This window comes from Coleofasciculus sp., from assembly GCF_046565525.1.
GTDB lineage: Bacteria > Cyanobacteriota > Cyanobacteriia > Cyanobacteriales > Coleofasciculaceae > Coleofasciculus.
The window spans coordinates 1-22,771 of the sequence record NZ_JBKHUP010000111.1 but is presented as its reverse complement, the minus strand read 5'-3'; the positions used below and the strand labels follow the sequence as shown (position 1 = coordinate 22,771).

Here is a 22,771-nt window from a genome sequence, read left to right as displayed (position 1 = left end):
TTGCAACACTTGCGAATGAACCTGTTGCAGGTTTTCACTTGTTTTTCGATATGCGGTTAATCCACGGCATTGACTAGACGTTGGTTTTAGTTTGTACTCGTAGGTTAAATTCAACACTTGCATCACCTCCTACCAGCATGATCCATTAACTTTTAAAAAGCGTCAGGACGATTTATAAAAGCCGCCCGAAAAGGGCAAGGCTTTAAACCCAATTTTCTGGTAAACAGAAAATTTAATCCCACTAGACCAATGACAGGTATCCCACGCCTTTTCAAGCGTGGGATAGGGTTAGTCAATTAGTCGCGATTAAAAGCAATCAGCAACCGCAAAATAAAGATAAACAGGTTGATGTAGGTTAAGTACATCGACAATGCGGCTGGCAGATACTGATCATTGCGATAAGTGCGGGGCAAGATGTAGAAATCCACCACCGCCGCACCTACAAACAGCAATACGCCAATGCCAGAGATGCCTATTTCTATCCAGCTAGGGGTATAGACGCCAAAAAAGCTCAAGATGAGCTGACCCACCAACACCACCAACAAGGCAATGATACCCAGTTGAACGGTTTGGGTTAACGCCATCCCATCTTGATCTGAGAGATTCGAGCCTATTTGACGGGCGGCGACAAAGGTGACACCACAACCGAGGGCGGCGATCGCAATCCCTTGAATCCCCACCCCCGATGTGCCGAGGGCAACAAAGACGATACCACTGAGGGTATAACCTGAAAGTAGGCTATAGGTCGCCAATAGGGGCAATGCCGTGCTGTTATTGCCTTTCTCCGCTACACCACGGGCGACGAAGAATAGGGCTAATTCAGCAATCAGGGCAACCCAGAAGGTGGTCATGAATAACCCTGGGTTTGTGGCAAGGACATTCAAACCACCGTAGGTGCCCAGAGCCGTTAAAACCAATCCACCGCCGACGTAGGGCAGGGCATTGGCTATGACATTGGGTCCGACTAGGGCTTGACCCTGAGCATTGCGAATGGCTTGGCGAAAGTTACTTGTGTTGCTCATGTAAACTCCTTGTGTAACTTACGTATTTACAGGTATTATCGCGGTTTACTTCTATTTTGACCGATATTTTCAGGTACGGGTCTACACACACACTTAGGGATTGGGGAAGTTTTGACCCTTCACTTCGCCCCTAGGGTATGGCGCTGCTTAAACCTTGCCGTACTGGGAAGAAGACACAGGCGCAGTTACAAGGCGCGATCGCTCAACTGGACACCCCAACCTAAGCGGTTATTGAGTTCGTCTTCTCGCCAGTTAGAATTCGGGTGTGTGATATTAAACCAAACCCATGAAACGCTTTCTCTTAACTTGGCTGTTTACTGCACTAGCATTAATCATTACTGCCCATATCGTACCCGGTATTACGATCGCGGGTTTTCCCACGGCTGCGATCGCGGCGATTATCTTAGGGATTGTCAATGCTATTGTCAGACCGATTCTTGTCATGCTGACTTTTCCCCTGACTCTCTTGACCTTGGGGCTATTTCTGCTAGTGGTTAATGCAATATCCTTGTCCCTAGTCGCCTACCTAACTGGCGCCACGTTTACAATCAATGGACCTATGCCCGCCTTGATTGGTTCAATTGTTTTGTCTGTCGTTGCAGGTATCCTCAACCACTTTGTGAAGTAATTAGTCATTTATCCTTTATCCTTTATCCTGGGTCATTGGTTGGGGCAGGTTTGGTGATATCAGAGTTAGTCATGAAACTTTCCATTAGTTGGGGCGGGTTTAGTGACATCGATATGATAAAAAATGTTAGTCGTGAAACCCGCCCCTACAAAATCAAAACTGTTTTAACTGTTTTTGCTTATGATTAAGATTCTTCACCTGTCAGATATCCATCTAGGTAGCGGCTTCTCCCACGGGCGAACGAATCCAGAAACGGGTCTAAATACACGACTAGAAGATTTTGTCAATACCTTATCTCAATGTATTGATCGCGCCATTGCTGAACCCGTGGATTTAGTCCTATTTGGTGGCGATGCTTTTCCTGACGCCACACCACCGCCTTACGTACAAGAAGCCTTTGCCACTCAATTTCGCCGCTTAGTCGATGCAGAAATTCCCAGTGTATTGCTGGTAGGTAATCATGACCAACATTCTCAAGGAAATGGGGGCGCGAGTTTATGTCTTTATCGTACCCTAGGTGTGCCGGGATTTATTGTTGGGGATACTCTGGCAACTCACCCGATTCAAACTCGTAATGGTTTAGTACAAGTTATTACCTTACCCTGGTTAACTCGTTCTAGTTTACTGACGCGCCCGGAAACAGAAGGGTTAGCCTTAGGTGAGGTGAACGAGTTATTAATTCAGCGCCTTGAACCTATTTTAGAAGGAGAAATTCGGCGGCTGGATTCCCAAGTGCCAACTATTCTATTAGCCCATGTAATGGCAGATCGTGCTAGTTTTGGGGCAGAGCGTTTTTTAGCCGTGGGTAAAGGCTTTACTATTCCCCTATCCCTGATGGCGCGATCGTGTTTTGATTATGTCGCATTAGGACATGTCCACCGCCACCAAAATCTCAATCCATCTAATAACCCGCCCGTCGTTTATCCGGGTAGTATTGAACGGGTTGATTTTAGTGAAGAAAAGGAAGATAAGGGTTATGTTTTAATTGAGTTAGAGAAAGGTAAGGTTCAGTGGCAGTTTTGTCCTTTACCTGTACGTCCATTTTGCACGATTAGCGTAAATATAGCTGAGGAAACTGACCCAGAAGCGGCATTACTTAAAGCCATTCAGAAAAGAGCAATTAACGAGGCTGTCGTTCGGCTGATTTATCAGGTGCGCTCTGATCAGTTGGATTTAATTGATAATAGTAAAATTCACCAAGCTTTGAGTGAAGCGCACAGTTATACAATTCGTCCAGAATTAGTCAGTCAGTTAGCCCGTCCGCGTTTACCAGAATTGGGTGTGGGTAACGGCATGAACCCCCTAGATGCGCTGAAGACGTATTTAGAGAGTCAGGATAATTTAAAAGATATTGCCGCAGATATGTTAGAAGCCGCGCAATATTTGTTGGATGGGCAAGGAGATAGTTGGTTAGAGGTAGAGGAGTCTGGAGATGATAAACAGGAAGCGAGTCAGGGGGTAGAAGGAAATCAAAAGACTCAATTGCGTTTACTTTAGGGTTTCGGGGAAATACGTATGAGAATTAAGGAAATTTCAATCACTGATTTATTCGGTGTGTTCAATCATATTATCCCTCTTAATTTGGAAGACCGCATTACTATAATTTATGGTAAAAATGGTGTCGGCAAAACTACATTACTTAAGTTAATTAATGGGATTTTTAACTCAGAATTAGATTATATTGTAAACATTGATTTTGAGGAATTTATCATAAAATTTGAAGACGATATATATGCAAATATAGATAGAAAACTAAAAAAGACATATTTATATAGTCTTGTAGATAAATATCAATTTGAATATGATTTAGACGACATTATCAAAGTCCGTCTTATAGAACATGATCGGTTATTAAATCTAGCAGCTAGTAATTTATCCGAGAAATATAATCGCCAGTCACTGTTACATTCAGTTGCAAATTACGCTCAAGAATTAGCTCAAAACATTCAAGAAAAACTGACTGAATACGGCACTTTATCTCAATCACTTGATAGGACATTTCCGGCAAGAGCTGTTCAGCAAAATAGACTACCTGAATTGACGGATGCAATTTTCAAAGATAAACTAAATAAACTTGAAAAAAAACGCTATGAGCTAATAGATTATGGACTGTTAAACAGAGATGAAAATACAGATATTCAGATTTCAGGAGATATAGACGAAAGCACTAAAAAGATTTTGTCAATTTATATTGAAGATGCAGAAAAAAAACTTAGCTTGTTTGATGACATGGCGAGAAAAATTGATGTACTAAAAAGAATTATTAACAACAAGTTTTATTACAAACAGATAAACATTAGTAAAGAGAAGGGGTTTACATTTACTACGGATGATGGTAAATCATTATCTCCGACAAACTTGTCGTCTGGAGAACAGCACGAACTCGTTCTTCTTTATGAGTTATTATTTAAAGTTGAACCGAATTCCTTAATTCTCATTGATGAACCAGAATTATCATTACACGTCGAGTGGCAAGTGCAATTCCTTAAAGATTTACAAGAAATAACTCAACTGTCTAATATTGATGTATTAATTGCGACTCATTCGCCAGACATTATTCATGATCGCTGGGATTTAACGGTTGAGTTAAAAGGACCAGCCGAATGAGAGAATTTATTACCCCGGATCGGATTGCGAATCAAATTCGGATGCGGCGTAGTAGTCACAAAGGTTCTTTTATAATCGTGGAAGGGCGCAGTGATAAGCTCGTGTATGAGCGTTTTATAGATGATACAAACTGTGAATTTTCTATCGCTATTGGTAAGGAGAATGCTGTTGCTGCCATAAGGATTCTTGAACAAGATAATTTTGCTGGTGTTCTCGCCATTGTAGATGCAGACTTTTGCCGACTAGAAGGAAATTTACCTTCTAGCTCAAACTTGCTCTTAACCGATGATCATGATCTGGAAATGATGCTGCTTAAATCATTGGCTTTAGACAAAGTACTTTCCGAACGTGGTTCAGAGGACAAGATAAACAACTTTGGTCAAGATATCCGTTTAACGCTGCTGGAAAGTGGGAAAAGGATTGGGTATTTACGATGGGTTTCATTGAAAGAAAATCTATCCCTGAAGTTTAAGGAATTAAGTTTTAGTAAATTTATTGACAAATCCACATTAGTGATTGATACAGCTAAACTGATTAAGGCTGTTAAAGATCACTCCCAAAAGTTGGCACTGATAGACCAAGATATTCAAAAAAGTATAGAAACATTAGAAAACAGTACTCACGATCCTTGGCAAGTCTGTTGTGGACACGATATTATTTGCATCTTATCCATGGGATTGAGTAAGGTTTGGGGTTCATGGAAAACAAACGATGTTAAACCAGATATACTAGAGAGAGAATTACGACTCGCTTACGAGGATTCTTATTTCTACAGAACTCAACTCTATAAATCAATTCAGCAGTGGGAAGTCAATAATAAACCTTACCAGGTTTTGTCGCCAGGGGATTAAAATTAGAAACATTGGGTTAGTGTGTTTGGTGAGGGAGAAAACCCACACAAGTATTCACAACACTCCACACCCGACACGCCGTCTCTTGGTTAGCTTTCTTACCCGCCCCTTCCGCTAACTCACACACTCGCGCAAAATTTGTCAAACTAAATATATTCCTTTCTTTTGGGAGTAAGTGGTAATGTGGATGGCTGGATTGTTTGTTTTTTGCGGCTGGATGGTATCCTTGTGCCTGCACGAGTTTGGTCATGCTGTCGTCGCCTACTTCGGCGGTGATACCTCGGTTAAGGATAAAGGCTATTTGACGCTTAATCCCCTCAATTATACTGATCCGGGTTTGAGTCTGCTAATGCCGATGATTTTCTTGGTGATGGGGGGAATTGCCCTTCCCGGTGGGGCAGTTTATATTGACCATAGTAAATTGCGCGATCGCAGATGGGATAGTGCGGTTTCGGCGGCTGGTCCTTTTGCTAATGTACTAGTGACATTGGCGTTGGCGATTCCTTTCTGGTTGGGTTGGGTTACGGTATCGAGTGAGGGTTGGCTGGGGCAAAGTTTAGCCTTTCTTATTTTCTTACAAATTTTTGCTGTTGTCCTCAATTTACTGCCTATTCCGCCTCTAGATGGGTATGGAATTATACGCCCTTGGTTACCTAAATCGCTACAGCAACAATTCAACAAATTGGGTAGATATAGCTTTTGGTTTATTTTTGGGGTGTTATGGTTTGTACCAGCAGCGAGTCAAGGGCTTTTTCGGTTCATTTATCAAATTGCTTTAATTTTAAATATCCCTCCCGAAGCCATTCAGTTAGGCAGTGTCTTATTTACTCAACCCGCCACAAAGTTGGCATTGATTGGCGGATTCTTCGCTTTTCTCTGGCTGATTAAACAAAAAGGAAATCAGCAGCAACATGATCCAGAATTACCATGGTTTTACCAAGGGAATAAACTTTTGGAAAACCGACAATATGACGCCGCGATCGCTGCTTATGATAAAGGAATTAACCTCAATCCTAATTTACATCAGTCGTGGTATAATAGGGGTTTGTGTTTAGCCGAACTACACCAGTTTAAAGAGGCAATTACTTCCTACCAGAAAGCCATTAAACTTAAATCTGATTTTTATCAGGCTTGGCAGGCTCTAGGCAACTCTTTTTATCAGTTGCAACAGTATGCAGATGCTATTAATGCCTACGATAAAGCCCTGCAAATCGAACCAAACTTAGCTAATACTTGGTATAATAGAGCCTGTTGTCGAGCGTTGCAAGGTCATGTTGAACTGGCAATTGACAGTCTAAAACAGGCAATTGATATTAATTCAAATTTACGCGAGCAAGCGAAAACTGATGCTGATTTTGAATTGATGCGGAATACTGTGCGTTTCCATCTGCTAATTGATAGAGTCTAATGTATCAATAATGATTGGGCAAACTAAATCATAAAATCCATTTTATTTAACAAAGGACGAGTATAACAAATGATAAACGACGAATAATGAATGACAAATTTTTAATCAGAAAACCAATGGGTAAATTTTCCCAGCAATTACCAATAGTGCTTTTAGTCGCCACTACTCTGGTAATACCGTCAACGGCTGACTTTCATCCGGCACAAGCACAAACCTGTGTGGCTGCAACCAGTTGCAGAAACCAATCCGTCAAATTTGTACCGGGTCAACGGATTACCGTTGAGGTAGCGAATTTAACTAATAGCATTATCCAACTCCAACAAGTTGATGTTACAGATCCTCTCCCGGTGAGTCCTGGACAAGTTCTCTCCTTTGTCCGAGGAGGTAATACTAACCCTAATTTTTCAGCGGTGTTTTGGGATGCCCAAGGATTACCCTTAAATGTGAATATCCGCAAACCTGAAGCGAGGGTCTTACGAATTGAAATATTGCCCAGTGGTCGTGCTCCAGGCGCTCGCGCCGTTTATCTGCAAGATGACGGTCGAGTCGAAGTAATGTAAGGTGTTAAGTGTTGGGTGCATTCATTTAAGATGAACAACTATCCTTGTCATTCAGCTCAATTGCTACCTCGTATCCGCCATACTCCAAATCATTGGTTTGGTAATCAAGATAGCCAGGAGATATCTGTTGTCCCGGTTACTCATGCCGTGAAAACTAATTTTTCTCCAGCGTCGCCTGTTACTAATCCTCTAGATCAATTGTTATCACAAAAGATTTTGATTACAACTGAGTAAATTGGAGTTATAGGCTTGAAGCACTGTAAATGATTGGTCAGATCCCACGCTGAAAAGACGTGGGTTTTTACGTTCATGGGTCTTAAAAATCAATGATAAACTCTGAACAAATCAGCTTGCGTCAATCCGGCTCAATTGAGCGATTCACCTGGCGAATGATATTCAAATAAAAGAAAAACTACTTGACTTAATATAAAATAAAATTAAGTTTTTTAAATCGAGACTTGCTATTATATACAATAAGTTTTAGGGTGACCTCTGCCTTTTGATAGGTAGCATTAAATTAAATTTTTTTTAGATTCTTCCCCAAAATTTTTACATTTGAGGAGTAGACTGATTAGCGTTGGGTGGAGAAAGACTATGAATAACTGTCCTTGTTGTTCTGCTCAGTTACTGGCTCACATTCGTGATAAGCGTGTTTATTGGTTTTGTTCTCGCTGTCGCCAAGATATGCCTGTTAAAGCTAATCATAGAAACCCTTTTCACCAAGAGTTTTCTTTTGTTAATCCCTTAAATGACATTTTGTCGCAAAAAATCTTAAAAGCAGCAGATTAAGCTTATCTCTCCTCTGTAAAAGCAAAATGGGATGGTTTTTAGGATGAGGGGTTTTCTGGGCGCACGCTGGGGAAAGGGTACAGGCTGGGGAAATAGCGCACGTCGGTGGGTTATACCAAATCCGCCTTTATTACCCCATTTTGCCACGGCGATTGAAATCGCTGCTACACAAACAAAGTCCGCTTGACAAGGACTAGGTTATAACGGGGGTAGCTAACCCAGATTTGGTATTACTGGGATTTTTCAAAAAGATTGCGAATATAACCCCATCGTTTACCCATGCGGATGGGTGCTAATCCGTCACTAAAGGATTTGACCTGATCAAATTCCGGTGAAATTACCTGATCACCCTTTTGATTGATATAACCCCAAAATGATTCAATCTTAACAGCGGCTAATCCTTGGGAGAAGGGTTGAGCCGCATTAAATTGTGGCTCAATGACCAAATTTCCAGTAGGATTAATATAACCCCAGCGATCGCGCAATTGGACAGGAGCAAGTCCTTGGGCAAATGAGCCGGCTGTGTCAAAGTTTGCTGGAATCACCAATTGACCCCTTGAGTCACAATACCCATATTTGCCTGCGAGTTGCACCGCCGCTAATCCTTCTGAGAAAAATTGTGCCTGATCAAACTGAGTCGGAATCACCCATTGACCGATTTTATTGATATAACCCCATTGATCTCCAACCTTCACCGCCGCTAATCCTTGGCTGAACCGAGTCGCCTGATCAAACTGGGGTAAAATTACCGATTGACCAGATAAATCGAGATAACCATACAGACTGCCAATTTTTACTCGCGCTAATCCTTCCGCAAACTGATCCGCTTGATCAAATGCTAAACGAGTGATCAGTTGTCCTGTTTGATTAATATAGCCCCACTTGTACCCCATTCGCACTCGTGCCCGTTCCTCTTGAAACGAATCCACCCAATCAAATTGAGGCTGAGTGATAAGATTACCAAAGCGGTCAATATAACGATATTCAGCACCAACTCGGCGATGGGTAAACCCCTGTGCCTTCAGTGATGTCGCGTTGAAAGGAACGGATTGAGCATAGACGCGCGATCGCAAGGCTTTGGCTAAGGTATCATTATCTTGGCGCAAGCCCTCATAGAAAAATAACACCTCCCCCGATAAACCGCGATCGCGATTGTACTCAATTGCCTGTATCAAATCCTCTGAACTGATGCGATACGACCCGCTTTTAATCAGGATTCCTGGTATCACCGTAGACAATTGTACCGGGTTTACTTGGTCATTCACCAACCGATCAACAAGCTGCTTATAGCTAGTAAAATCCCGGCGATAGAGTTGGGGATGGATTATATCCACCAATCCCTGATTCCGCCAAGCTTGGTTATCTTGTAAATACTCCTGTAGCCCCCAGGGATAGGGACTCGGTGCCATAGAAATCACCAATTCTGGATTAATCGCCACCACCTGTCGGTACAGACGAGTCAGGAAATCAGTCAGCAAATCCGCCCGCCATTGTAACCATTGGGCGTCTTTTGGATTGCTAGGGGGTTCCCGGTTGAACTGCTGCATATAGCGTTGTACCGTTTGGGTATCATAACCTCCTTCTGACGGGAGGGCAGGTAAACGGTCATCCCCCTGAATTCCAGCGATATCATAATTTCTAATCACTTCTAGGATTAATCCCAGGACAAAATCCTGCACCTGGGGGTCAAAAGCATTTAGCCATTCAAAGTTATTTTTTGTTAGTAAATTACCTTGAATATCCCGCGCCGCCCAGTTCGGTTTTTGGGCAAGTAAGCGTCCACCCTTTTGGTTATAGGAACTGGCAAAGCCATATTCAAACCAAGGAATCACCGCTAATCCCACTTTCTTAGCCGCTTGAATCAGTTCGGCGAGGGGATCTCGTCCAGTAAAACGCGGGTCAATTTCCAATCCCACCGTGTCTCGCATCAGGCGACTGGGATAAAGTGTTGCGCCATTATTCCAAACCACAGGAAAAACCACATTAAATCCGGTTTCGGCGAGGAACTCTATCGCCTCAGCTATATTCTTTGGGGAATTAAAGACTTGGCTATCCGTATTTGTTAGCCAAACTCCTCGGATTTCAGTTGAGGGTAATTGATTTGGGTTTGGCGTTAGATCCTGTTCGTCTAAATAATTATTATATTCTTCTACCTTGTTACTTTCTGCCTTCTGAGAGTTTGTAAGCGCTAAAGCGCTTCTGGCACTAAAGTGCCTACTACGAACTCCGCTTAAGTCAGCAATATTCTGCTTTAATCTTACTAATGCGATTCCTGCGGAAAAGGGTTCCGCTTCATCCAGTTGCGGATTAATCACAAATGTCCCGGTTTTGTCAATATATCCCCATTTATCCCCCAGTTTGACCCTTGCCCGTCCTTGGGTAAAGGAATCTGCCTCATCGAATAGAGGTTCAATGGCGATGATATCCCAACCTGGAACATATTGTCGGGGGACGCCTGGGAGTCTTAACGCCTGAGTAATCAGTGCAGCGACTTCGCCTCGCGTCGCGTTACGATTTGGGTGCAGGCGTTTAACCTCCGGATAGTTAACGACTAAAAACTGACGGGTTGCAGTTGCGATCGCGCCCTGTGCATAATTGGGAATAGTCGCGGCATCATCATAGTATTGTTGGAGAATTGGGGTAGGATTAGGGTCACGGGCATACTGTAACCCACTGACTAATGCCACCAACGCTTGCACACGGGGAATCGGTTGATTGGGTTGAAAAGTGCCATTGGGATAGCCGGAGAAAAATCCCGCCCGGGTGACGGTTTTAATGGCGGGATTTGCCCAGTGATTGGCAGGTACATCACCAAAGTTGATCGTATCCCGCACCGGGGTAGCCTGGGGAAAGGCTTTGTTTAAAATCGCCGCAAATTCAGCACGGGTAACAGGGTTATTGGGGCGAAAGCTACGATCAGGATAACCGCTGATGATTTGGCGGGTAAAAAGCTGGTGGATTGAGTCTTTTGCCCAATGGGTTTGGGTATCGGCAAAGATGGAGTTGGTAGACATACCAGATGCGATGGAGCCTGATAGTTGCATTATAGATAGTCTCTGGCTTTAAGAGAGGACATTTTGAAGAGCGGTGGTCGAGGGGACTATGTACGGGCGAAGCATTGGCGTCGTTAATTAAAGCAATTTACCGCTCACTTGACTTCGCCAATGCTTCGCCCCTATCACTCGTGAGGTTTATCACCATGCTACGAGTTCCGGTTTTATCGCCAGACGGCAAACCATTAATGCCAGCTAAAGCTAGCCGCATTCGGCGGTGGCTAAAAGCTGGTAAAGCTAAAGTCACCCATAACGACTTAGGTATCTTCCAAGTCCAATTAGTTAACCCGCCATCGGGGAAGGAAACCCAAAAGATTGTGACTGGAATTGATCCGGGCAAGTTATTCACCGGCGTCGCGGTTCAATCAGCCAAGGCGACTCTGTTTTTAGCCCACCTAAATTTGCCCTTTAAAAACGTGACCAAACGGATGATCCAACGGGCAATGATGCGACGGGGACGGCGATCGCGACGGATTAACCGTAAAGTTTCCTTTGATCAACGCAGTCACCGTCAGCACCGATTCGATAACCGCAAAGGTCATAAGATACCCCCCAGCATCCGGGCTAATAAACAGTTAGCACTTCGGGTGGTACAAGAGCTATCGCGATTCTACCCATTCACAGATGTGGTGGTTGAAACGATTAGTTCGCGATCGCATGAAAACCGGAGAATTGATTGCTTTTTCGGGCAGGATATGCATTTCCCGCCTGAATCAGTGGGCAACTCAATCTCCCTACTCCCATGTCGCGATGGTGGTTGATGTAGAAATGGGGGGTGGATTTGGCAAAAGTGTACTGATTATCGAATCAGCCGCACCCCAGACGGAGCGAGATCCCACAGGCAGAAAAGCGATTAAAGGGGTTCAAATTAATTGGCTCTCTCGACGGTTAGATATGTATAAGGGCAAAGCTTGGTGGCTACCGTTAAAGGAACCCATTGCTCCAGATAACTTATTTAAAATGCAGATGTGGTTGAGACAAACTTATAATGAACGCAGACCTTTCGCTACAGTACAAGCGGCAAAAGCGGGGTTGATGCTTTTGAATAAGGTGGGGTTAGGAAATAAACTTGACCTTTCGGCTCTATTTTGCTCAGAATTAGTGACCGCCGCGTTACAAATTGCGGGTGTGGTTGACCCCTATATCAATCCTTCTAAGCAGACACCAGCAGATGTGGTTAATTTCCCTTGTTTTGCTAAACCCCCTATTTTAATTAAGCCATATCCATCCAATTCTAATTCTAAAGATTAATTTTCTGTGGATTCATCGACTGAGACGTCCGATTCGGGAGGATTTTCAACCGTTAGATCAAGTTGATAATCAATGGGTTTATCCGCATCGGATACCACGACAAACTCATAGAATCCCGATTCCGGCAATTTTCCGGAGAAGGTGCGATCGCGCGAATCTTCCAGGAAGATTGTATTACCCGTGGGACTATAAATGGAGAATAAGGCATTGGCGGCGGTGGAGAGATTCACCTCCATAACCTGATCTGCCGATAGTTGGGCGGTAAAGGCTTTGCCTTCTCCAGGTTGAAGTGTTCCGCTTACTTTTTTACCACTATCGCCCGGTTCAAAGACAATTCGTTCTAAAGCCTCTCTTGATTGCAAGGCTTTGACGGTATCCGCAACAGTGGCTTGCCAGATTTGACCCATGGGTTGGTCAAGAAATTCTGTGCCTTCTTGTCCTTTTTGTTTGGGGAAGGCGTGGAAAAACTTAGCATCGGCGATATCGTATAACGCCCGACTACTCAGGCGTAGGCGATTCACTCTTGTTTTCCAGCGATCGCGATCTTCTGCGCCATAACTGCCTAATTTTTGCTTGGCTTGAGGAGTGAGATTAAGCTGTTCGATCTGGGTGAGTAAATTTGCTGCGATCGCATCCCAGGCTTGTCTAAGCCTAGCATCTTCTGGATCAGTGCTTAACTGAGATCCCTGTTGTGCAGGATACTGCTTCCAAAACGCTTCATCAACTAAACTGACATAAAAGTCATAATCGATACCCAGATTCATCCGTCGCCGCCGCAGGGTTTGCTTGCGCTGTTGTTCTTCCTGGGAAAACTCGGAGGAGGGTTCGGGTTCGTCATCTTCCTCCGGTGAAATCACTGGGTTCTCAAAGTCCTCCTGTATGGGCGTAGCGTTCCGTTGTTCGGATTGCAGTTGCGTTTCGATCCACAGATTACCCGCCCACCAGCCAAAGCCACCTGCTGCCAGAATAAACACCAATGCCAGGATAAATTTTCCTGCCCAGCCTAAGGCGGGGGTATTGTTACCCGTGGGCGTCGGTTTGGGGACAACAGGAGCTGGGGGGGATGGTGGCGTCGGTGCAATCTGATTGGGTGCGACAGCGACAGTCGCTTGAGTCGGCGGTGACGGCGGTGGCGGTGGGGAGTAGGCAATCGAGGGGGATTGAGATGTCAGGGCTTGTAAGACTTGATTCGCACTTTGGGGGCGATTTTGGGGGTGGGGTTGCAGCAGTTGTTCCAGGATACGGTTGAGGGTGGGGCTAAGGGTAATTTCCCGCTGCCATGTCCAGGTTAAGGTGTGGGGATCTATTAGCTCAGAGGGTTCTTTCCCGGTGAGTAATACCAATACCGTTGCCCCTAATGCGTATAAATCGCTACTGGCAGAAATAATACCCCCTTGCATTTGTTCGTGAGGAGCATAACCCACCTTACCCAAGCGCGTTGCTGTAGCCGGGGATGATGCCATTACTTGAGAGGCTACCGTGGCGGCGACTTGCTTGACACCGCCAAAGTCAATCAGTACTGGCAATCCATCCTCTTGACGGATGATAATATTATCCGGGGAAATATCCCGATGAATCACGCCTAGGGAGTGGATGTAGTTCAACACAGGGAGAAGTTGGCGCAAGAGTTTGATGATTTCCGTTTCGTTAAACCGTATTCCCTGATTCCGGCGTGCCTCTAAGATAGCGCGGCAGGTGTGTCCAGGAATATAGTCTTGGACTAAAAACAGGCGTCCTTTTCCTTCCTGCTTCACCCGCAGCAGTTCTCGGAACTCAGGAATTTGCGGATGTTTCAGCTTATAGAGAACCCCAGCTTCCCGCTCAAACAGTTCTGAGGCTTTCTGGAGGGCAAAAGTCCCTTGGGCTTGGGGGGCGAATTCCTTTAGCACACAAGCTTCACCGAAACGATTCAAGTCTTGAGCTAGATAGGTGCGTCCAAATCCCCCATGTCCCAATTCTCGTACAATCCGATAACGTCCTGCCAAAGTTAACCCCGACTCGATGTTGCCATTGTTTACCTGATCCAGTTTCTCACCGCAGTGGAGACAAAAGCGACTACCTGGGGGATTTTCGTGATTGTGAGAGCAATGTAAGGGCTTCATTAATCCAGAACGTAGGCTACGTGATTGAAGAAGGCGGATGGCAGGTAATAGAGGAATCACCCATTAGGATCATTCATGCTAGCAATTGTAGCCTCTGGATTTTTTTGAGCTATAACCGCAAGCAGCCCTGCGCTCTACCGAAGGTGAGCGTCGGGAACAATTGCGGGTTTGTCGATGGGGTTCAATACCCCGCAGACAAACAAACTCCGAATGTATTGACGGAGTACATCGCTCCCTTGTTCTTTCGGTAATACGGCAGAATTCATCGAGGTGTTGCTTTTCAATGTCAGAGGGTCAAAACATCCTATAACGGTGGGTTTACTAAGTTTTGGTTTCATCTTTCACCGTAGAACTGATCAGTTTCCCAGCGGTCTTTTCCACATAGTCTAAAATTTGTTGATAAGCCTCTGGATTAGTTTTTGGATGGATAATCATCCGCACCTTACCATCCGGTAACCAAAATATCAACCGACCGTTATTAGCAAAAATAAAGCTACTGATACGATTGAGATCAATCAGATATGTATTGCGCTCATAACTTAATTTGATCCAATGCTGCTCCATAGTTAACGGTGGCAACTCTTAGCTGAGTCAGTACGGTGGGGTGTTCTGAGTCAACACATTAATAGGGAAAAAGACAGAGTATGATAGTGAGATAGGCGATCACTAATGGTTAAAAGGATACACCAAATAGTCAGGGACTATCTTTTTTAGCCCGCTTGCTTTGTGCAAAAAAAGGGTCATTAGTTCTCATCCCGGAACTAATGACCCCTAGCCTTGAGAGGTCAATTGTCTTCTGAATTACATTTTCTTTTGAAACTCTTCGAGTAAATCCAGCAAATTAACCTGACACTGCATTGGGAGTAAATCCACCAAGGAAACTTCCCGTCTACCATTCCCCAGTTCAACGGGTATACTTTGCAAGATTTGTAGCACTTGGTCTTCTGAAAGGCTGTCCTCTGTCAGCAGGGGATAGAGGCGTTCAGCTAAAGATGTATGTAAATGGGCATCCCGTAAGTAAAGATGCCATTTGGCAACATCAATGTACACATTATCACCAATTTCAGCCGCCAAGGCTTCGATCGCTTCGCTAGTATTTAGGTTAGCCATAATCCATTCAATAGGGTGAGCTTGACATTCTTAGTTTATCCTTGAGCAGAGTTAGCCGAATTATCTTGACTGGGTGAGGGAGTGTAGTCTGCGATCGCGAAGATATAAATGGCGTGTCCAAGTAAGAGCAATCCCCAGATACCCGTTACCCAGTACGTCCAAGACCAATTGGCATACTGGATGGTACGGACGAACCAAACACCTGAATTACAAGCCGCAAACACGGCGACATGGACAGCAAAGTTCATTCGGTCATCTAGGCGTCGATACGCTGCATCGCGACGATCTGGTTTGCGGGGCCAACGAGGAGGCATAGCAGTTCTAAGATAAGACGTATGAGAATAGGTTATAGTATCTACTCTTTTATTGATAACGCAATTTCCGGTTAATCAGGTCTAGTACGTCATCTCAAGGGATGGTAACAAGAGTGGGGCGCGGGGTGCAAGCCTTAGTGGAAATTTTGGCAAACTAGCGCGATCTCACATAAGTTATAGTTACCGCCTCAAGCGTTGACGCCTTTGCTGTCTTTCTTTGTTGTATCTATACAACTGCTCAATCATGTCCAGGGAAGCGTTTTCTGCCGGAACACTAAATAAAACTTTACTCATTTTCAAGCCAATAATCCCCTGATAAGCTGTCACACATAAAGAGTTTAAAATATCTACTGACAGATAGAGGCAAAGGCAATTTAATTTATGTTCATATTTATTTAAAGCCTCTAGGCTTAATCATGATTATTTTATAGTTAAGCTTTGCACGGCAACTCATCTAACTAAAAACCTTGGCAAAAAGGTTGATTAGTCAGTAGATATTCAAAGAGTAGGATTATGAATTATCCAATTCATCAAACAGTAATTATTGGAGGTGGCTTTACAGGACTGTTTACCGCCCTACATTTAGCTCATCAACATTATCCGCGCAGTGTCATCCTAATTGATCAAGATGAACGCTTTTGTTTTAAGCCGTTGCTCTATGAATATTGCAGTGGTGAAATGGATGCTCAACAAGTTGTACCCCGTTTTGATCAATTGTTACAGGATAGCGGTGCGATTAAGTACCAATCCTTTAATTAAAGACCTAATCATTTCCAAAAACAAGCGGGATGATCATGGACGCCCCTACGTGACACCAACTTTGCAACTGTTGGATTTCCCAGAGGTTTTTGCCGGGGGCGATTGTGCGGCGATTCAGGACAATTCCTTACCCCCAACCGCACAGGTAGCCTATCAACAAGGGATAGCGATCGCGCATAATTTAACAGCCCTAGTTTTTGGTCGTCAACTCCTCCCGGCTCAGGTGAATATACGGGGAACATTGCTCAAACTCGGTATCAGTAATAGTGCGGCTAACCTGTTTGAACAGTTTAATGTTACGGGGGAAGTCGGTCATTTAATCCGTCAAGGCACTTATCTTGAACTGTTACCTACGCCAGCTCGCAATTTGAAGATTACAGCACAATGGTTGCAAGATGAAGTTTTCCATCACTATCTACCTGAGAATAATCTGAATCAGGCTTTCAAGGTGGCGCAAATGGTTGGCGGTGTTGCTGTTGGTGTAATTGCGGCTAAAAAATTAATCAACGCGATCGGTGGTAACAAAAGTACATCTTGAATGACCATTTTTCCAAGAACAGGGAAATCAGAGCCATAATTTAGAAGACACCCGCCCGGAGTTTGAACTCCGGGCTAAAGGTTAGCATCCAATAGAATATTAATCTAAACTATAATTTTGGAGTGACCTAGCGATTGATAAAATTTCCAATCGTTCTGGCTAATTTTTGTTGCAGGTTACAATCCGTAGAAGGAATTGGTGTCAAATAAAATGGCTCTCCCGATAAAAGAATCAGCCTGAGCCGATACAACTGAAGCCCGAATAGGTTGATCGGTTCGACTTGTACGCCAGTAACCTGGTAAATTGGAACGTGGATAACTTTGGTTCCCAACCAACCTTTTTGCTTAAACATTACCCAATGGCGCTGTTTGTCAAATTGGCAGGTTTTCACTGGACTACCGAACATCATCAAGTTGGCTAAGGCAATGCAAACTAATCCGAACCAATCAATCGATGAGTTAGAGGAGAGAAAAATCAGCAATCCTATCGCTGCTGTTAAACTACTCAATATCCAAACCCCAACGGGACGTTCTTCCAGCGTGAGTAATGTAAACGTTTGTTGAACGACTTTCATATAGCGTTTTCATTTGAGATGGAGAACTCACGGGGGTAAACAAAGAGAAGTTTGGATATAGACACAGTAGGAAAGAGAACTGTATTCTATTTACGCCATGCCATGCTACTTTTTTAAATTAAATGATTTTTTATAAAAATGGAGTAATTGTGTATAAAAAAATCACAGATCAACAAACTTCTATCGGTGAAGCCGATTTAGGTGAACAATAATGCAGCCACTATGGAGGGGTAAGTAAGCTTTACAAAACGTCAAAATTGCTCACTGAGGCAACTCTGCCTTCAAAATGGTTTGAGTACAGTAGCAAATAACAACCGCGAACGATGTCTGAATCCACTATCGAATCGATTCTGCAAGAAAAACGCCTATTCCCACCCCCGGCTGAATTTTCCCAGAATGCCCAGATCAAGAGTCTGGAGGAGTATCAGCGCCTCTATGACAAGGCAAAAGCTGACCCGTTGAAATTTTGGGCGGAGTTAGCCGAACAAGAGTTGCACTGGTTCAGTAAGTGGGATACAGTGCTAGATTGGCAACCTCCCTTTGCCAAATGGTTTGTCGGGGGAAAGACGAATATTGCCTATAACTGTCTAGACAGACACCTGAGTACCTGGCGACGGAATAAAGCCGCTTTGATTTGGGAAGGGGAACCGGGCGACTCCCGCACCCTAACCTATGCTCAACTGCACCGGGAAGTCTGTCAGTTTGCCAATGTTCTTAAGCAATTAGGCGTGAAAAAAGGCGATCGCGTGGGGATTTATATGCCCATGATTCCAGAAGCCGCGATCGCGATGCTAGCTTGTGCCAGGATTGGTGCGCCGCATACAGTGGTATTTGGTGGGTTTAGTTCCGAAGCGTTAAAAGACCGATTAGTAGACGCCCAAGCGAAATTAGTCGTCACCGCAGATGGCGGTTGGCGTAAAGATAAGATTGTTCCCCTAAAACCCGAAGTTGATAAAGCCCTCGCCAATAACGGCGCACCTACAGTAGAAAACGTCCTCGTGGTTCAGCGTACCCAGCAGAAAATCCAGATGGAACCAGGGCGAGACCACTGGTGGCATGATTTACAAGCGGGGGTATCGGGAGACTGTCTCGCCGAACCGATGGATAGTGAAGATATGCTGTTCATTCTCTACACCTCTGGGACAACTGGTAAACCCAAAGGCGTTGTCCATACCACAGCCGGCTATAACCTTTATAGCCATATCACCCTGAAATGGACATTTGATCTCAAAGACACCGATGTCTACTGGTGTACCGCTGACGTGGGTTGGATTACGGGTCACAGTTATATTGTTTATAGTCCTCTGTCCAATGGTGCTACCACACTCATGTATGAAGGCGCACCCCGTCCCTCGAATCCCGGTTGTTTATGGGATGTGGTGGAGAAATACGGCGTTAATATTTTCTATACCGCACCAACGGCGATTCGGGCATTAATCAAAATGGGCGAACACCATCCCAAAGCACGAGACTTGTCTTCTTTACGGATTTTAGGAACCGTCGGTGAACCGATTAACCCAGAAGCTTGGATGTGGTATCACCGAATTATTGGCGGAGAACGCTGTCCGATTGTCGATACCTGGTGGCAAACGGAGACAGGGGGATTTATGATTACACCCCTACCCGGTGCGATTCCCACCAAACCGGGTTCAGCTACGTTACCGTTTCCGGGTATTCTGGCAGATATTGTCGATTTAGAAGGCAATCCGGTGGGGACGAATCAGGGGGGATATCTGGTGATTAAGCACCCTTGGCCCGGAATGATGCGAACGGTTTATGGTGATCCCGATCGCTTCCGCCGCACTTATTGGGAACATATTGCACCGAAAGAAGGGCAATATTTCTACTTTGCTGGGGATGGTGCCCGTCGGGATGAGGATGGCTATTTCTGGGTTATGGGGCGCGTAGATGATGTGATTAATACCTCTGGACATCGCCTAGGGACTATGGAAATTGAATCGGCTTTAGTCTCCCATCCGGCGGTAGCAGAAGCGGCTGTGGTCGGAAAACCTGATGAGGTAAGGGGGGAAGATGTTTTTGCCTTTGTCATGTTGGAGGATAACTATAGTCCCACAGAGGAACTGGCAAATGAACTCAAGGCGCATGTAGTTAAGGAGATTGGGGCAATTGCCCGTCCCGGTGAGATTCGGTTTACTGAGGGAATGCCTAAGACGCGATCGGGTAAAATTATGCGGCGTTTGTTGCGGAATTTAGCCGCCGGTCAAGATGTGGCTGGGGACACCTCTACGTTAGAAGATCGCAGCGTGTTGGATAAATTGAGAAGCGGCGCTTAACTAGACAGGGCAATTCATCTCGCCGATGAATTGCCCGTGAGGAAAAAGAGGTATTTCTACATCCGTTCTAGTACCCCAATACCAAGTAATGATAATCCCAGTTTTAAGGTTCGAGCCGTTAGGTAACACAATATTAATCGTGATGTTCGCACGGGTTCCTCGGCTTTAAGCACAGGACATTGATCATAAAATTGACTGAATTTCTCGCTCAATTCATATAGATACTGACAAAGACGATTAGGTAACAACTCTTGCTCAACTTCTTTAATCACCTCGCTGACTTGTAATAGATGCTTCGCCAGTGCAACTTCTTGATCTTTTGACAATGAGACTTGATAATTTGTTCTTAACTGCTCAAAATCAACGCCACCTTTGCGACCAATACTTTGAATCCGGGCATAAGCATACAGCAGATATGGTGCTGTATTTCCTTTGAGCGATAGCATCTTATCGAAGCTAAAGACATAATTGCTGGTGCGATTTTGACTGAGGTCAGCGTATTTTACCGCCGCAATCCCAACCACTTGAGCCACATGATTAATGAACTCCTCGGTTTCTTGGCGCTCTTCCTCGTGGATGCGAGTTTCCAGATCAGCACGCGATCGCGCGATCGCTTCATCTAATAAATCCCGCAATCGCACTGTCTCTCCCGACCGAGTTTTCAGCTTTTTCCCGTCTTCTCCTAGCACTAATCCGAAGGGAACATGCACTATTTCAACATTTTCTGGCAGCCAACCTGCCCGTTGTGCGACCTGAAATACTTGGGCAAAATGATTCGCTTGTCCAGCATCGGTAACATAAATAATCCGATTTGCCCCATCTTGCTGAATCCGGTAGCGTAGTGCCGCTAAGTCAGTTGTAGCATAGTTATAACCCCCATCCGACTTTTGCACAATCAACGGTAAAGGTTCACCTTGTTTATTCGTAAATCCTTCTAAGAAAACACACTTAGCCCCTTGATTTTCCACTAATAAGCCTGATGTTTCTAAATCTTTGACGACTTCTGGAAGTAAGGGGTTATAAAATGATTCACCCCGTTCTGTGAGATGAACATCCAATAAGTCATAAATGACCTGGAATTCCCGTCGGGATTGCTCACACAGCAATTGCCAAGCTCTTGTGGTATCTTCAGCTCCAGCTTGCAGTTTTACTACTTCCTGTCGTGCAGATTCTTGGAAGGCTCCATCGGTATCAAACCGTTTTTTAGCTTGTCGATAAAAACTGACTAAATCTCCTATATCGACAGCCTCAGCCGTGGTTAATGCTTCTGGGCAAACTTCCCGAAGATAGGTAATTAACATGCCAAACTGAGTCCCCCAATCTCCGACATGATTGAGGCGCAAGACATCATGATCTCGAAATTCCAAAATACGTGCAATGCAGTCTCCAATAATCGTGGAGCGCAGATGACCGACATGCATTTCTTTGGCAATGTTTGGACTGGAAAAGTCCACGACAACTTGCTGGGGCTGCTTGGCAGGTTCTACACCTAACCGAGGCGCCGTGAGAATCCTATTCAGCTTGGCTTCTAAATAGGCTGGTTTGAGTGTGAAATTAATAAAGCCTGGTCCAGCTACTGTGGGGGATTGGCAGATATCCGCAACATCGAGATGGTTAATGAGCGTCTGTGCGATCGCTCGTGGGGGTTGACCTAGCGGTTTTGCCAGAGAGAGTGCTGCATTGGATTGATAATCACCAAATTTGGGATTACTGGCGGGAACTAACATGGGATCTGTACCTGCCATCGTTTCACCAAAAGCAGCAATCAATGCTTGCTCAAATTTGGCTTTTAGTTGTTCCAAGGTTGAAGTCATGCGCTAGGTAAAGTGTTGAAACGATAAGACGTTGCCAAAAATCCTAAAAATGGCTTGCTCAAAAAATTAGGGATTAAATCCGATTTTCGTGCAGTAAGTTCATACTTAAATCCAGCCAAGTGGAGCGAGTGATGGGGGCACTCGTGGAAATATAGTCTACACCGGTTTGGGCTACAGCACGAATGGTTTCCAGGGTGATATTCCCAGAGGCTTCTATTTTCAGTCTGTCATTTTTGGCGCGAATCATCTGTACAGCCTGTTGCATCCTCTCCAATGGCATATTGTCCAGCATGATGATGTCAGCTCCCTGATCTAGCGCTTCTGTCACTTGCTCCAGAGTTTCTGTTTCGACTTCAATCCTCAGGGGGTAGGGCATTTGAGTCCGGATATGAGTGATCGCTTCTTTGATGCTACCTGCTGCCACTATATGATTGTCTTTGATCATCACGGCGTCATCTAACCCGAAACGGTGATTGATAGCACCGCCGACTTGGGTAGCATATTTTTCGAGCAGTCTCAGCCCTGGAGTGGTTTTACGGGTATCGACGAGTTGAGTGGGAAAATCGGTGAGTTGATCCACATACTTGCGGGTGAGGGTAGAAATCCCACTTAAGTGCATCGCTAGGTTGAGAGCCACTCGTTCTCCCATCAATAGGGTATCCATAGACCCCTGTAAACGAGCAACTACCTGTCCTGGATTACAGTCTTCCCCCTCAGCCACAACAGCCACAAAACTTGTTTGATCGCTTAAAAGTTGGAAGATCCGTTTCGCGATCGGCAATCCGGCTATCACTCCGCTTTGTTTAGCCGTCCACTCGGCTTGGATCATTTTGTCTGAGGCATTCCATAACCCCTGAGTTGTGCGATCGCCTCGACCGATATCCTCTAACAACCAATTCTGGAGGATCGGATCTAGCAGGATCAATGGCGGTAAAGCTCTCATTTGGCAAACGGGGGTAATTTTTTCAAGCTACTCAGGTTAGCTCTAGATTTAAGCATAGCTCAGATCCCCTTCTGGGAAAGGGTTTCAGCTTTTCTCAAAAAAACTTTTCTCAAAAGGTTGACAACTTCTGAAATAGGCACTACATTGGTAAATG

At 44.6% G+C, this 22,771-nt stretch carries 18 protein-coding genes and 2 pseudogenes; 11 read left to right on the top strand and 9 right to left on the bottom strand.

What is annotated here, in order from left to right; genetic code table 11:
• Window positions 1-296: 296 nt before the first annotated feature.
• Window positions 297-1,022 carry a Bax inhibitor-1/YccA family protein gene (locus ACLGGO_RS29065; RefSeq protein WP_446421917.1) on the bottom strand — a complete coding sequence of 242 codons (726 nt, stop codon included), beginning with the start codon at window positions 1,020-1,022 and terminating at the stop codon, window positions 297-299.
• 286 nt (window positions 1,023-1,308) lie between these two features.
• Between ACLGGO_RS29065 and ACLGGO_RS29060 the strand changes: the two genes are divergently transcribed.
• The 7 genes from ACLGGO_RS29060 (at window position 1,309) to ACLGGO_RS29030 (ending at window position 7,865) form a co-directional block, all read left to right on the top strand.
• Window positions 1,309-1,650 (top strand): phage holin family protein, encoded by a 342-nt coding sequence (locus ACLGGO_RS29060; protein WP_446421916.1) that lies wholly within the window; start codon window positions 1,309-1,311, stop codon window positions 1,648-1,650.
• 180 nt (window positions 1,651-1,830) lie between these two features.
• On the top strand, window positions 1,831-3,147 hold the full coding sequence (sbcD, locus tag ACLGGO_RS29055) for an exonuclease subunit SbcD (RefSeq protein ID WP_446421915.1): 1,317 nt from the start codon (window positions 1,831-1,833) through the stop codon (window positions 3,145-3,147).
• A gap of 18 nt (window positions 3,148-3,165) precedes the next feature.
• Window positions 3,166-4,257: an AAA family ATPase gene (locus tag ACLGGO_RS29050; RefSeq protein ID WP_446421914.1), complete on the top strand. Its 1,092-nt coding sequence runs from the start codon at window positions 3,166-3,168 to the stop codon at window positions 4,255-4,257.
• Window positions 4,254-5,108: a DUF4435 domain-containing protein gene (locus ACLGGO_RS29045; RefSeq protein WP_446421913.1), complete on the top strand. Its 855-nt coding sequence runs from the start codon at window positions 4,254-4,256 to the stop codon at window positions 5,106-5,108. Before ACLGGO_RS29050 ends, ACLGGO_RS29045 begins: the two co-directional genes overlap by 4 nt.
• Before the next feature lie 187 nt (window positions 5,109-5,295).
• Window positions 5,296-6,516 (top strand): tetratricopeptide repeat protein, encoded by a 1,221-nt coding sequence (locus tag ACLGGO_RS29040; protein ID WP_446421912.1) that lies wholly within the window; start codon window positions 5,296-5,298, stop codon window positions 6,514-6,516.
• An 86-nt stretch (window positions 6,517-6,602) separates the two neighbouring features.
• On the top strand, window positions 6,603-7,076 hold the full coding sequence (locus ACLGGO_RS29035) for a hypothetical protein (RefSeq protein WP_446421911.1): 474 nt from the start codon (window positions 6,603-6,605) through the stop codon (window positions 7,074-7,076).
• A 594-nt stretch (window positions 7,077-7,670) separates the two neighbouring features.
• On the top strand, window positions 7,671-7,865 hold the full coding sequence (locus ACLGGO_RS29030; protein WP_446334921.1) for a hypothetical protein: 195 nt from the start codon (window positions 7,671-7,673) through the stop codon (window positions 7,863-7,865).
• Window positions 7,866-8,095: 230 nt separating this feature from the next.
• Here ACLGGO_RS29030 and ACLGGO_RS29025 read toward each other — a convergent pair whose 3' ends face one another.
• Window positions 8,096-10,909 (bottom strand): WG repeat-containing protein, encoded by a 2,814-nt coding sequence (locus ACLGGO_RS29025; protein ID WP_446421910.1) that lies wholly within the window; start codon window positions 10,907-10,909, stop codon window positions 8,096-8,098.
• Window positions 10,910-11,064: 155 nt separating this feature from the next.
• Here ACLGGO_RS29025 and ACLGGO_RS29020 point away from each other — a divergent pair.
• Both ACLGGO_RS29020 and ACLGGO_RS29015 read left to right on the top strand, forming a co-directional pair.
• Window positions 11,065-11,571, top strand: a pseudogene (locus ACLGGO_RS29020) (RRXRR domain-containing protein); the annotation flags it as partial.
• Between the two features lie 97 nt (window positions 11,572-11,668).
• On the top strand, window positions 11,669-12,169 hold the full coding sequence (locus ACLGGO_RS29015; RefSeq protein WP_446421909.1) for a hypothetical protein: 501 nt from the start codon (window positions 11,669-11,671) through the stop codon (window positions 12,167-12,169).
• Here the strand turns inward: ACLGGO_RS29015 and ACLGGO_RS29010 are convergent.
• From ACLGGO_RS29010 to ACLGGO_RS28995, 4 genes are all read right to left on the bottom strand, one after another.
• Window positions 12,166-14,271, bottom strand: a complete 2,106-nt coding sequence (locus ACLGGO_RS29010; RefSeq protein ID WP_446421908.1) for a protein kinase domain-containing protein — start codon at window positions 14,269-14,271, stop codon at window positions 12,166-12,168. The genes ACLGGO_RS29015 and ACLGGO_RS29010 overlap by 4 nt on opposite strands.
• A 321-nt stretch (window positions 14,272-14,592) precedes the next feature.
• Complete coding sequence (locus ACLGGO_RS29005) at window positions 14,593-14,835, bottom strand: hypothetical protein (protein WP_446421907.1); 243 nt, start codon at window positions 14,833-14,835, stop codon at window positions 14,593-14,595.
• A gap of 237 nt (window positions 14,836-15,072) precedes the next feature.
• On the bottom strand, window positions 15,073-15,381 hold the full coding sequence (locus ACLGGO_RS29000; protein WP_446339065.1) for a DUF3181 family protein: 309 nt from the start codon (window positions 15,379-15,381) through the stop codon (window positions 15,073-15,075).
• A 35-nt stretch (window positions 15,382-15,416) separates the two neighbouring features.
• Window positions 15,417-15,695 (bottom strand): 2TM domain-containing protein, encoded by a 279-nt coding sequence (locus ACLGGO_RS28995; RefSeq protein WP_446339064.1) that lies wholly within the window; start codon window positions 15,693-15,695, stop codon window positions 15,417-15,419.
• 513 nt (window positions 15,696-16,208) lie between these two features.
• Between ACLGGO_RS28995 and ACLGGO_RS28990 the strand changes: the two are divergent.
• A pseudogene (locus ACLGGO_RS28990) lies at window positions 16,209-16,992 on the top strand (FAD-dependent oxidoreductase).
• Window positions 16,993-17,119: 127 nt separating this feature from the next.
• Here the strand turns inward: ACLGGO_RS28990 and ACLGGO_RS28985 are convergent.
• On the bottom strand, window positions 17,120-17,566 hold the full coding sequence (locus ACLGGO_RS28985; protein ID WP_446421906.1) for a hypothetical protein: 447 nt from the start codon (window positions 17,564-17,566) through the stop codon (window positions 17,120-17,122).
• A gap of 323 nt (window positions 17,567-17,889) precedes the next feature.
• Here ACLGGO_RS28985 and acs point away from each other — a divergent pair, with 323 nt between their 5' ends.
• Entirely contained in the window at window positions 17,890-19,860 is a 1,971-nt protein-coding gene (gene acs / locus ACLGGO_RS28980; protein ID WP_446421905.1) for an acetate--CoA ligase, read from the top strand.
• Between the two features lie 56 nt (window positions 19,861-19,916).
• On the opposite strand, the gene argS is transcribed toward acs, so the two are convergent.
• Together argS and nadC are read right to left on the bottom strand one after the other, a co-directional pair.
• Window positions 19,917-21,674, bottom strand: a complete 1,758-nt coding sequence (gene argS / locus ACLGGO_RS28975; protein ID WP_446421904.1) for an arginine--tRNA ligase — start codon at window positions 21,672-21,674, stop codon at window positions 19,917-19,919.
• Between the two features lie 73 nt (window positions 21,675-21,747).
• A complete protein-coding gene (gene nadC / locus ACLGGO_RS28970) occupies window positions 21,748-22,617 on the bottom strand; it encodes a carboxylating nicotinate-nucleotide diphosphorylase (protein ID WP_446421903.1) in 870 nt (289 codons plus the stop codon).
• Window positions 22,618-22,771: the final 154 nt, after the last annotated feature.